This is a genomic window from Bacillus sp. T-10(2022), from assembly GCF_056502895.1.
Genome location: NZ_CP113518.1, coordinates 5,199,556 through 5,211,560 on the forward strand (window position 1 = coordinate 5,199,556; position 12,005 = coordinate 5,211,560).

Annotated in this window: 11 protein-coding genes and 2 riboswitches; of the genes, 4 read left to right on the forward strand and 7 right to left on the reverse strand. The window is 41.5% G+C overall.

The annotated features are described in order from the left end of the window. The first annotated feature begins 625 nt into the window (after positions 1-625). The gene (locus tag OSJ91_RS25805; RefSeq protein WP_350300496.1) at positions 626-1,588 is read left to right on the forward strand and encodes a LacI family DNA-binding transcriptional regulator; all 963 of its coding nucleotides are present in this window, start codon (positions 626-628) and stop codon (positions 1,586-1,588) included. 240 nt (positions 1,589-1,828) lie between these two features. Continuing rightward, positions 1,829-2,013, forward strand: a riboswitch (Lysine riboswitch). Between the two features lie 96 nt (positions 2,014-2,109). Further along, the gene (locus OSJ91_RS25810) at positions 2,110-3,561 is read left to right on the forward strand and encodes an amino acid permease (RefSeq protein WP_485890686.1); all 1,452 of its coding nucleotides are present in this window, start codon (positions 2,110-2,112) and stop codon (positions 3,559-3,561) included. A gap of 51 nt (positions 3,562-3,612) precedes the next feature. On the opposite strand, the gene OSJ91_RS25815 is transcribed toward OSJ91_RS25810, so the two are convergent. From OSJ91_RS25815 to OSJ91_RS25845, 7 genes are all read right to left on the reverse strand, one after another. Beyond that, on the reverse strand, positions 3,613-5,292 hold the full coding sequence (locus OSJ91_RS25815) for a glycoside hydrolase family 13 protein (protein ID WP_485890687.1): 1,680 nt from the start codon (positions 5,290-5,292) through the stop codon (positions 3,613-3,615). 85 nt (positions 5,293-5,377) lie between these two features. Then, positions 5,378-6,460, reverse strand: a complete 1,083-nt coding sequence (locus OSJ91_RS25820; RefSeq protein ID WP_485890688.1) for a Ger(x)C family spore germination protein — start codon at positions 6,458-6,460, stop codon at positions 5,378-5,380. Then, entirely contained in the window at positions 6,457-7,557 is a 1,101-nt protein-coding gene (locus OSJ91_RS25825) for a GerAB/ArcD/ProY family transporter (protein WP_485890689.1), read from the reverse strand. The genes OSJ91_RS25820 and OSJ91_RS25825 overlap by 4 nt, the downstream gene beginning before the upstream one ends. Before the next feature lie 24 nt (positions 7,558-7,581). Then, a complete protein-coding gene (locus OSJ91_RS25830; protein WP_485890690.1) occupies positions 7,582-9,063 on the reverse strand; it encodes a spore germination protein in 1,482 nt (493 codons plus the stop codon). 184 nt (positions 9,064-9,247) lie between these two features. Continuing rightward, complete coding sequence (locus OSJ91_RS25835; protein WP_413019913.1) at positions 9,248-9,781, reverse strand: YhcN/YlaJ family sporulation lipoprotein; 534 nt, start codon at positions 9,779-9,781, stop codon at positions 9,248-9,250. 54 nt (positions 9,782-9,835) lie between these two features. Continuing rightward, the gene (gene sugE / locus OSJ91_RS25840) at positions 9,836-10,156 is read right to left on the reverse strand and encodes a quaternary ammonium compound efflux SMR transporter SugE (RefSeq protein WP_350300502.1); all 321 of its coding nucleotides are present in this window, start codon (positions 10,154-10,156) and stop codon (positions 9,836-9,838) included. Positions 10,157-10,204: 48 nt separating this feature from the next. Then, positions 10,205-10,303, reverse strand: a riboswitch (guanidine-I (ykkC/yxkD leader). Between the two features lie 40 nt (positions 10,304-10,343). Next, positions 10,344-10,673, reverse strand: coding sequence for a DUF948 domain-containing protein (locus OSJ91_RS25845; protein ID WP_485890691.1), 330 nt, complete (start codon positions 10,671-10,673; stop codon positions 10,344-10,346). A gap of 118 nt (positions 10,674-10,791) precedes the next feature. On the opposite strand from OSJ91_RS25845, the gene OSJ91_RS25850 reads away from it, so the two are divergent. Together OSJ91_RS25850 and OSJ91_RS25855 are read left to right on the forward strand one after the other, a co-directional pair. Further along, positions 10,792-10,971: a hypothetical protein gene (locus OSJ91_RS25850; RefSeq protein WP_034310080.1), complete on the forward strand. Its 180-nt coding sequence runs from the start codon at positions 10,792-10,794 to the stop codon at positions 10,969-10,971. Positions 10,972-11,377: 406 nt separating this feature from the next. Continuing rightward, the gene (locus OSJ91_RS25855) at positions 11,378-11,998 is read left to right on the forward strand and encodes an RraA family protein (RefSeq protein ID WP_350300504.1); all 621 of its coding nucleotides are present in this window, start codon (positions 11,378-11,380) and stop codon (positions 11,996-11,998) included. Positions 11,999-12,005 lie beyond the last annotated feature (7 nt).

Genomic DNA, 12,005 nt, shown 5'->3' on the forward strand with positions numbered 1-12,005 from the left:
TTCCCTCCCTTTTTCATCTTTCTAAAATAGTTTGCCATGTGCAAAACTAAGTGTAAATTTTTTTACATTGTCGCAAATGCTAAAAAGTTTCCTCTACACAACTTATTTTATACTATACACAAATATACAAAAAAGTGCAACTATTTTTAAACATTTCAAAAAGGTGAATGACTTTTACACACAGCAAAAACTGTCAGGAAGCTACTAGGCAGCTTCCTGACAGTCAGTCATTCCGTACGATGAAGTTATATTTATATTGTGGAGTTTTAATGGTGAACATAAACTAAGGGAGCTATTTCTGGACGACGTGAAATTCATGAGTAAACGCGGTTTCCACGCGTAATGCCGCGGAATTATTGACGGGCATTTCCACTCATTTTTCCTGTTTCAAGGAAATTGCCAAGTACGCAAATCCCAATTCAATTCCGCAAAGCACAAACAGGGTGATTAAAGTTTGGAACATCATGATTTCCTCCTCCTCTAAGACTTAAACCAATCTTAAAGGATGAAACCAATACCATAACAAGACCTTATTAGAATAAATCTTCAGCAGTCCCACACTGTTCCCTTGCCCTGAAATGGGTTTCATACTGTACAATATAAAAAAAGAAAAAACGGTGATACCATGACAAATATTAAAGAAATAGCTCAATGTGCTGGTGTATCTGTCTCAACAGTGTCTCGTGTATTGAATGATCATCCATATGTAAGCCCCGATAAAAGAAAGAGCGTCTTAGAAGCGATCGATCGTTTGAATTATACGAGAAACATCAACGCCATTCATCTTTCAAAAGGCAAAACCAATCTTATCGGCGTCATCATTCCCTTCAACAATCACCCATATTACGGGGCAATCGTTAACGGAATTACTAAACAGGCAAATGCAATTGGCTGTCATATCGTCATCTTTCAAACAAATTATGACAGGGAGAAAGAGATCCAGGCTTTTAATATGCTGCAAATGAAGCAGCTCGATGGCATTATCGTTTGTTCAAGGATTTCGGAAATGAAAATCCTCTTGGATTATCAAAAATACGGACCGATTATTTTATGTGAAGATACAGCCCAGGCTGAATTCTCATCCATCAGCATTGATCATTATGCAGCTTTCTCCTGTGCCCTTGAGTACGTGATTGCTAAAGGATATAAGAAAATCGGATACAGCCTCGGCCGTAAAAAGAGCAGAAATAGTTCCCATCGTACAAAGGCCTTTAACGATATCATGAGAAAACATAAACTGATAAACAATAAAGAATGGCTGTTTGAAGGCAGTTATCACATCAAAGACGGTGAACAATTGTTTAAGGATTGGAATTCAATGATGGACAAACCTGAAGCTCTCATCATCACGAATGATGACACGGCGGCAGGCTTCATTCTTACCGCTAAGAAATCGGGTATAAGGGTACCGGAAGATGTGGCCATTCTCGGCTTCAATAATGATAGCCTGAGTGAAATGCTCGACATCACGACCATTTCCTTACCGCTGGAATGGATTGGTAAAATGGCAGTGGATCTATTTGAGAATCCTGAAGTGGTCAAACATGTAAAACTGGACTACGCCCTTATAAAAAGGAGTACCGTTTAGTTATCAGGATGTTTTATATTTGAATTCTTCCTTACTGCCATCTTTCATTTACTAGGAAAAAATAACCACATAAAATAATCATTGCGATATCCCAAAAGTTATTTTATAATTTTGATATAGTAAAGTTTACTCAATTACTAGCAATCTTTTACGATTGCATGAATTTCATGAGTACAATCGTCCGACGTCACTTACAAGCTGGCGCAACGATATTAGAAAATTGAATACTTCCTCATTTACCGATGAGTTAGAGGCTGCAGCTTATAAAAGTAAAGCGGACGAGATTCTGGAAAATTAAAGACTCCGTTTGAAAGGATAAGTTGCCGAAGTTAGGGTATATTCCATGTATATTCTTGCTGGCGGTGTTACCGAACAGGAACACCACTGTCACGTTTTTTCAAAAAGCGTGGGGAGCTATCTTCGGAAGGATAAACGGGTTTATTATAAACAGCCGTCGATCTTTTTCGACTGCTGTTTTTTTATTTTTCGTTCCCTTCCAATAAAAAGGAGTGTAACATCAATTGTCAAATTCACAATCACCATCAAGCCCTACTGAACTGAAAAGGAGCCTGAAAGCGCGTCATTTAATGATGATTTCATTAGGTGGAACGATTGGAACAGGTTTATTTTTAGCTAGTGGCGGGGCCATTCATTCAGCCGGACCCGGCGGGGCCTTGGTGGCATACGCGGTCATCGGCATCATGGTTTATTACTTAATGACAAGTCTTGCAGAAATGGCAGCGTTCATGCCAGTGGCCGGTTCGTTCCGTGTCTATGCATCCAAATTCGTCGATCCGTCTTTCGGTTTTGCGATTGGTTGGAACTACTGGTATAACTGGGCAATCACCATTGCCGCCGAATTGGCAGCCGTTGTCTTAATTATGAAGTTCTGGTTCCCGGATAGCCCTTCATTTATCTGGAGTGCCATTGCGTTAATCACTATGTTTCTTATCAATTACATGTCAGTTAAAGGTTTCGGGGAAACAGAATTCTGGTTCGCCATGATCAAGGTCGTGACAGTCGTCATTTTCTTGATTACGGGTGTTCTGATCATTCTCGGAATCATGGGTGGGAATGACCCAATTGGTTTTTCCAATTTCACAATGGGCGAAGGTCCCTTTAACGGAGGGTTCTTCACGATTCTAGGCGTATTCATGGCTGCCGGCTTTTCATTCCAAGGAACGGAATTGCTTGGAGTGACTGCTGGTGAAAGTGAAGATCCAGAAAAAAATATCCCTAAAGCGATTAGATCCGTTTTCTGGCGCATCCTCTTGTTCTATATCCTTGCAATTTTCGTTATTGGAATGATCATTCCGTTTACGGATTCACGTTTATTGAGTCAAGATGTTGCCGTAAGTCCATTCACGCTTGTATTTGAACGGGCCGGCCTTGCATTTGCTGCATCCATCATGAACGCGATCATTTTATCATCCGTACTCTCTGCAGGTAACTCTGGCATGTACGCTTCAACCCGTATGCTATGGGACTTGGCACGTGATGGGAAAGCACCGAAATTCCTAGGCAAGTTAGATAAAAGAGGAGTACCTGTGAATGCACTTATCGTGACTTCATTAGTTGGCTGCGTTGCATTCTTAGCTTCATTTTTCGGTGATGGCGTCGTTTATATCTGGTTATTGAATGCTTCAGGCATGGCGGGATTCGTTACCTGGGTAGGGATTGCGATTGCCCATTATCGGTTCCGCAAAGCCTACGCTGCACAAGGCCTTGATATGAATGATTTACCATTCCGTGCAAAAGGCTTCCCATTCGGGCCTATATTCGCACTTGTCCTTTGTATTATCATTATCATCGGACAAGGCTATCAGGCTTTCAGCAGCGATGGGATTGACTGGAATTCAATGTTCGTTTCCTACATTGGCTTGATTCTATTTTTCGTCCTATGGTTCGGCTATAAAATTAAGCATAAAACGAAAATCATTCCCCTAGAGGAATGTGACCTTAAATCAAAATAATACGCAAAGGACCTGTTCTTCTCTAAACGGAGAGAAGAACAGGTCCTTTTTTCATTTCAAATGATAAACACGGCATTCATATGGTTGCAGGGGTTTGCTGGAGATTCCTTCTTCCTCCTGATCATAATTGCCGATCAGCCTTGTGGCAGAATATGCATGCAGCTCTTCAGGCAAAGTATAGGGAGCCTGCTCTTCTTTAAAGTTGCATAGTATCAACAGCTTTTCTTCTTCCAACGATCTCGTGTAGGCAAATATTCGTTCATCATCCGGCAACAGCAGTTCAAAACGGCCATAAACGACGATATCATGTTCCTTGCGTATTTGGATAAGCTTTTTATAAAAATGAAAAATGGAATTGTGATCATTGTAGGCCTTTTCTGCATTAATCTCGGGAAAATTGGGATTAACCTTAATCCAAGGAGTCCCTTGCGTGAACCCTGCGTTCCGGGAGTCATTCCACTGAATCGGTGTTCTCGCATTATCCCGGCTGCGGGCATGGACGGCTGACATCATCCGCTCTTTCGACCAGCCATGAGAATTGACGAGTTCGTCATATGAATTCAATGTTTCGATATCCCGGTATTCATCGATGCTTTCAAATGCAACATTGGTCATGCCCAATTCTTCGCCTTGATATATATAAGGTGTACCTTGAAGCATCTGAAGACAAGCGGCAAGCATCTTAGCGCTTTCAATACGATACTTCCCATCATGACCAAACCTTGAGACAACCCGGGGCTGATCATGGTTGTTCCAGTATAAACTGTTCCAGCCATCCCCCTCCAAACCAGTCTGCCACTTAGAGAGAATTCGCTTTAAATCGGTTAGCTTCCATTTATCGTTACTCCATTTCCCTTCTGGTCCCCTCCCCAAATCCATATGTTCGAATTGAAAGACCATATGTAGCTCACCACGATCTTTACCTGTGAACAATTGCGCTTCCTCCGGCGTGACGCCTGGCATTTCCCCAACCGTAATCACGTCATATCCAGAAAGTGCCCTTTGATTGATTTCCTGTAAAAACTCATGTATGCGCGGGCCATTCAGGAAAAACGGGCTTCCGTCACCAAACTGCTTCTCATGATGAACGGCTCCATCTGAATAGCTTTGATCTTTTGAAAGGAAGTTGATGACATCCATCCGGAAGCCATCGACACCCTTATCCAGCCACCAAGTCATGATGCTGTAAACTTCTTCACGGAGCTTAGGGTTCTCCCAGTTTAAATCCGGTTGTTTCCTGCTGAATAAATGTAAATAATATTCATCGGTTGCTTCATCATATTCCCATGCTGAACCTTTAAAAATCGACTCCCAATTATTTGGCTCTTTCCCATTCCTGCCAGGTTTCCAAATATAATAATCACGTTTCGGATTGTCTTTTGAGGATCGGGATTCCTCGAACCATGGATGTTCATCTGAAGAATGATTGACCACCAGGTCCATCATGATCTTCATTCCACGTTCATGAACGGCCTTTAACAACCTATCGAAATCGGCCATGGTCCCGAATTCAGTCATGATTGCTTTATAATCACTGATATCGTACCCATTGTCATCATTGGGAGATTGATAAACTGGGGATAGCCATATCACGTTCACACCCAGCTCTTGTAAATAATCTAGCTTCATCAAAATCCCGTTTATATCACCAATACCATCGCCATCACTATCCATAAAACTCCTTGGATACACTTGATACACAACTGCCTCTTTCCACCATGCTTTGTCCATGCTTTTCCCCCTTTTTTAGCCGCATTGACACAATCCTTACACCAATACCCTATTATAAAGGGGGAAACTCCAGAATATTCTACTTTTATTCAGCTATTCCCGTTTGAATCATTTCAATATCCAGATCGACCTCAATTGGAATATCGGGATATGCCTCCTCCCAATGTTTTTGATCGAAATTTCTTGTTTTACTTTTAGCGTGATCACCGAGTGCAATCGGATCTACATGGTTCACCTGAAACATGGTTACCATCTCATTTAATTTTTTACCAATGACATGCTCGGCCCTGGACTCTATTTTATTCAGGTCGACCGCTTTGCCCAAGTCATAGCCTTGGACCTCTAGCAGACTCGCTTTCATTTTCACTTCAATCCTGACCTTGGGGTCTTGATTGGCATTCGAAATATGATATTGGACACGTGACTCCACGTTATTGATATCGGTAAAGTCATTTTCCTTCCATTTAATTTCATAACTCCCCAGCTTAAAGTTTTCACTAAGGACTTTATATAAAAAGCCGTCTTCATAAGGGATATATTTACCAATATAACGATCCTTTTTAAACAAGGCGATCCCTCTTACCCGTATTTGGTCTCCTGCTGTTTCCAATAAGGGCAAGACCGGATCGATTCCTTTACCATGACACGCATATAAATACGTGTGAAGATCTGCATCAGGCAAATTAGTCCTTATGTTCTGTTCGATCAGCTCTTTCACTTGAACCCCTGGAGTTTTAATCAACTTCGGCTCCATTTTAACTACATCCTCCGCTTTGCCATGAACGACCGCTAAATACAAATCCCTTCCCACCATTGGGTCACGCCTATATGTATCGACATAATCATTCAACCCCTTACTTGCCAATTCTTCACCATATAGAATGACTGTCAGTCTCCCGCCGACAATCGGGTATGGTGTTTTTGCATTTTCTTGCTGGCGGGCCGCCTTTATATCATGGGAGTTCGCTTCATATACTTCTTTACCCAGATCTGCTTCCTCCCCAGGCTGAGGAACACTGACAACGACCGTACCTTTGATTTTTTTGTCTTCGGCAACATCATAACCTACGACTTCAGCAATTAATATATCTTCTAATATTTGCTTTTCCACGCCGCACGCCGCCATCAAAAAGCCTGCTAATGTTATCAATAGAAGTTTGATTTTCATGATTTATGACCCCTAACTTTATAGACGATCGACTGCCATATAAATAGGAGAGGAAGATACAAATAAACGATAAAAAAACCGATTTGCGAACTGATTGTGTTAAACTTATCGATTCTATAGCGGTTATCCAAAAAAATGCAGGAAACTAAGATGATGATCAGAATGAGAACCAACATCTTTTTCTGTCTAAATCCGAATACTCTTTTCGCTGTCCTGCTTGCTGCCCAAACCCCTATGCAAACATTCGGCAGCACCATGAACAGCCAAACGGAAATCCCTATGTATTCGAACCTTTCAATGAATGGAAGGTCTACAATTTTCCATAACGTCAAAGTTGCCCAAATTACATCCTTCAGCTGATCTTGATGATAGTAGGCTAATGAAACAAGTATGGATACTAAATATATCACCATAGTAAACAACGCCCCTAAGTGGGCCCACTTTTGAGATTTTTCACGATTTTTAATGAAAGGATAATAAATGAGGACTAATTCAAAACCAAGGTAATTCAGGGTCATTTTTTTACAGGCCTTCATGATTTCCAAAAGAGAATGATCAAGAAAAGGACCCAAATTTTCAAAGTGGGCGTACTGCAATGGAAAATAATTCAAAAGGAATAATGGCGATCCGATAATAAGCCCGATTATGCAAAAACCGGTAATGACCCTGAAACCTCCTTCCACAAAACTATACACGAGAATAAGAATGATGGTTATCAGCATCAGGACATTGACACCAGGGAACATCCAAACCTGTATGACTTCTAAATAAGTCCTTATAAGAATGATGGAAATCATTATAAAGTAGAGGATGAATAACATATTGAAAACATTTCCGACCCATTTACCAAACAAATCCTCATGGATGGCAACCAAATCAAGTGTTTGGGGGCCCCTGCCCAAAAGCTTGAAACACATCCAAAGCAGAACATTTATGATCAACCCTGATAGGAGGACCGATATCCATGCGTCTTGGCCTGCCTCTTTCGCTATGATCCGTTCAAACCCCAATATCCCTACTCCAATCTGCATGCCGGGCATGAGGAAAAAAACAAAAAATGGAGATATTAGTTTAGTTTCATTTGGTTTGACTTCCATACCTTCTCACCGCTTTCTACTTCCTTATTCATCGATATCATTATGGGGGTTTCGTGTTTCCGCTTCCTTCCTTATCCTTAGTGGATTTTCCGTCCGCAGAAACTGCGGGCGTTTTTTCTGCTTTGAAAAAGGGAGGCGAATCAGACTATCTTTAAAGTCATGAATTCTTAACGGGTAAAGCGGGTCTAAATAAGGACTGCCAAGCGAAGTCAATTTCAATAAATGACTTAAAATGAATGCACTGCATAAAGCTATTCCAAACAGCCCGTATAACTGGGCAGCAATTAGAAAGGGAAAGCGGATAAGGCGAATCGTATTGCTGATTTGGTAAATCGGCACCGTAAATGAAGCCAAGGCAGCCAAAGCGACAAGCATCAACAAGACATTACTGACAAATCCCGCTTCCACAGCGGCTGTACCGATGACTATGCCGCCAACAATGCCGATGGTGGAGCCAACCTTAGCAGGCAGCCTGACCGCCGCTTCCCTCAGCAATTCGATCGTCCCTTCCAGCACGATCGCTTCCAAGATCGGCGGAAAAGGGATCACTCCCCTGGATGATATTAAGATTGGCAGTAAATCCGTTGGGATCACTTGATAATGATAGGTTAAAACGGCCACATACAGAGGTGAAGACAAAACGGAAAACAGCACGGCGAAAAGCCGAATCAAACGGAAGGAAGTACCGAGATTCCAAATTTGAAAATAATCTTCAAATGACGAGAAGAATGAAATGATGGTATTGGGACCAACCAATGCATGAGGAGATCCATCCAGCATGATGCCTATTTTCCCTTCCGATAATACACTGGCCAGATGATCAGGCCGCTCCGTATCAATCAGTTGCGGAAACATCGAATTCCGATTATCCGTGATCATCTGGCTTACGAACGAAATATCGACGATCGTATCATATTCTATATCTTCTATTCTCTGCATGACTGTCTTAATGATCTGTTGATTAACCACCCCATCTATGTAGAGTACCGCTATCCTTGTTTGCGAGATGTTCCCGACCCGAAATTCCTTGGACTGCAATTCAGGAGTGGGCAACCGGTTACGGATCAGATTCAAATTCGAATCAAGCGATTCAACAAAGGCCTCCTTGGACCCAACGACCGTATACTCCGACTCGGGTGTGGAAATTTGCCTTTTCACACTGTGAACACATGGAATGAGCAAACACATTTCATCATCTTGCTTGTATTGAATCATGATCGATCCTGCCAAAACCAATCTTTGAATGTCTTTTAGATCAGCCGTCAATTTCATATCTTCCATCGGAATATCGCCTTTTAGTTGCTTAAGTACCTTCTTTGGTTGATTCGACATGACTGCCAATACTTGTTCATGGAGCTGTTGTGCACTAACCAGTGAATTGAAGTAGGAGATAATATAGCCATCATCATTCGGGAATTGAAAGGTAAGAAAATCATTAGATGCTTTAAACTTTTTAAGGAGTTCCTGAAAATCCTTGGAAGTAACCTGAAAGGATGCTGAATCCATTTCCCTCCTGCCCTTAAATAACCTCACCATCCCACCCCCATTACAAAGTTTTTCTTTCATTCGATTATTGTAACCACCCTATTTAAAGTTAGTCATGGATCTACAGTTATCTTTAAAATAGGAAAAGACCTATCCGGAATCCACCGGATAAGTCTTTTCATCTTATTTCTTTAATGATTACCAATTACCTTGGACTTGGAAAAATCCGTGTTACAAGTTCACGGAACTCTTCAGCAAATCCTTCAACGGGTTTTCCATTCTCGATATCATTCGCATACCCATCCATTCTTTGAACAAAGTCCGGATTTGCCGACACATAAACTTGGTCTACAGATGGATCGGCTTCCCTTACTGCATCAGCAACCCTTTCTTTAAGGTCATTCGAGATATCCTTTTCCCCGCCGTCTTTTAATACTGCGCCTACATAGGCATTATTTTCAGTCACGATGACATTTGCGTTACTTACTTCCTTCAAGGCTTCGACTCGATTTGAGATATCCTCGGAGACCCTCATACCGTTTATGCCATTATCATTATCACCATTATTAACATTATTAACATTTTGCCTTGTGTCGCCTACATTCATCGGATTATCTAAATTATCCTGATGAGTACGATTCAGGCCAAGATTTTCACTGGCATCTTCGTTATCATTAGTTGCACAACCTGTAATCACTAAAGCCATCATCGCACTTGATACTATCGCTTTATAGTTCATATTCTTCACTCCTCAAAAATCATTTAACATTACTATTTGCGAGGAGTGGGCAGATTATTCAGAAGAAGTGATCTTCAAGCCGATAATTCCAACCAAAATAAAACCGACGAATACCAAACGCATCGCATCCTTAGGCTCGTTAAATACGATGATGCCTACCAGAACAGCTCCAAGGGCCCCTATTCCGGTCCAAATTGCATACGCTGTTCCCATAGGCAGCGTTTTTATCGCCGATGACAAAAAGTAAAAACTAATAACCATGCCAGCAATCGTTATGATAGAAGGTAATAATTTCGTAAAACCCTCGGTATACTTTAAACTTGTCGCCCATACCACTTCAAATAATCCTGCAATCACCAATTGAATCCAAGCCATCTTTTTCCCCTCCAATTACAGAAAAAGCCCGAGAGGTCATAAATCATAACCTCCCGGGCTTTTTTCCCTCCGTGTACGCAGATTCCTGCGCGTTTCTCTTGGACCATTCCGGTAACATTCAACCGAGGAACCCTAGAAACATAGTATTTCCATACTATATCATGTACATTTCAGATCGGTCAAACACTTATGCATCGCTTCTGTTTCTAAGCTTCCACTTGTCACCTTTTATTGAAAACCAAATATTCTTAAAGGGTTCAGGTATTTTTTTAGCCGCCTCAACCGTATATTGTACAGCCTCTTTTTTATATTCAACATCTTCAGTGATTTCTTGCTGTGTCATGGCGAGTTGGTCCGTTTCCGATTTAATCTGGTCCGTTTTGGCCTGGATGCGTGTAACGGTTTCAGTCACATTTTCAATTGTCGGTTTGGTATCCTTAAATGTTTTAAAAGCAAAAAACGCTAAATAAATAATCGATCCGATAAAGAGGGCAAGACTAATATATACAATGATCACCTAGATTCCTCCTTTTATTTTACCTTTACTATACCCGTAATAATTGAGCAGAAAACGAATCCCCATGTATTTTCTTTTATGCCTGGTCATATTATTGAAAGTAAAAGGAGGAATGAAAATGAATCAAATGCCTCTGCTTAAAGCCTGTTTTAAAGCTGGAATCCACTTCATTAGACATATGACCATACAGCAGGCTGCCACTATTGCAGGAATCATTTTTTTAATCATTCATCCAGAAGTTTTCAGCCCCCTTTGGCTTACATTGGCAACATCCGTCTTGATTCTGCTCCTGCTTTGAAGATTGTAAGTATCCTCCCGCACACTGGCTGTGTTATGGATTTCTTCGCTGACGCCCCCATCCAGATCAGGAAAACACCGAGGATATGCAACAGCATTCCACCCTTGCTTCAGAAGAATGTTCCTGCACAGATCAAACTGCCATGGAGACCCTACCATTAATTTTGCCAGGACTGTTCCTATGCAGGGATTTCAATCTCTTCATAGCGATGATCAATAAAGTTTAATCAATCGATTGATTAAAACGGAATTTGACTTGAACCCCCTTGTGACAGCTGAACTTCCCTCCCCCTTCAGAATTGATTACACTACATTTACCATTTTATCAAACGGAAAACTATTAGAAAATTACAAAATTTGTGTATAATTAGGCTATATTCATTAACTATTAAGGAGGAATCATAGTCATGGATACTCTTATTCAACAATTCAGGAATTTGCCCACCACGGCGATTTCTGATGCAATGGAAGGGCTGAGCAACCTGGAATCGGCGATTAAACCCTTAAAGGAAGAGTTTCGTATGGCCGGACGAGCTTTGACCGTACAGATGCCCGTCGGTGATAATTCAGCCGTTTTAAAAGCAATCGGCGAAGCCAAGCCTGGGGATATAATTGTCGTTGACAGCAAGGGTGATACATACCGGGCTATAGCAGGAGACTTTGTCGTCGGCATGATGCAGACCATGGAAATTGGCGGCATCGTAGTCGATGGAGTCATTCGCGACCTTGAAGCCATTAAAGAATTGAATTTCCCTGTTTTCAGCAAAGGGACAACGGTTGCCTCTAGCGGCAAGGCAGGTGTAGGCGAAACCAATGTCCCCATTTCCTGTGGAGGTGTCACCGTATTTCCAGGGGACATCATCATAGGGGACATAGATGGAGTCGTGGTCGTGCCACAAGCCATGGGTGAAGAAATCCTGGTCAAAGCAAAGGATAAAATCATGAAAGACGAACAGCGTGCTGAAAAATATGCAGGGAAGCCTGATGAAATTAGAAAGTATATTGCCATGATGACCAATAAAGGATGACGCATAT

Coding starts and splice junctions, on each gene's coding strand:
- OSJ91_RS25805 (WP_350300496.1), top strand. CDS start 626: ATGACAAATATTAAAGAAATAGCTCAATGTGCTGGTGTATCTGTCTCA.
- OSJ91_RS25815 (WP_485890687.1), bottom strand. CDS start 5,292: ATGGACAAAGCATGGTGGAAAGAGGCAGTTGTGTATCAAGTGTATCCA.
- OSJ91_RS25820 (WP_485890688.1), bottom strand. CDS start 6,460: ATGAAAATCAAACTTCTATTGATAACATTAGCAGGCTTTTTGATGGCG.
- OSJ91_RS25825 (WP_485890689.1), bottom strand. CDS start 7,557: ATGGAAGTCAAACCAAATGAAACTAAACTAATATCTCCATTTTTTGTT.
- OSJ91_RS25830 (WP_485890690.1), bottom strand. CDS start 9,063: ATGGATTCAGCATCCTTTCAGGTTACTTCCAAGGATTTTCAGGAACTC.
- OSJ91_RS25835 (WP_413019913.1), bottom strand. CDS start 9,781: ATGAACTATAAAGCGATAGTATCAAGTGCGATGATGGCTTTAGTGATT.
- sugE (WP_350300502.1), bottom strand. CDS start 10,156: ATGGCTTGGATTCAATTGGTGATTGCAGGATTATTTGAAGTGGTATGG.
- OSJ91_RS25850 (WP_034310080.1), top strand. CDS start 10,792: ATGAATCAAATGCCTCTGCTTAAAGCCTGTTTTAAAGCTGGAATCCAC.
- OSJ91_RS25855 (WP_350300504.1), top strand. CDS start 11,378: ATGGATACTCTTATTCAACAATTCAGGAATTTGCCCACCACGGCGATT.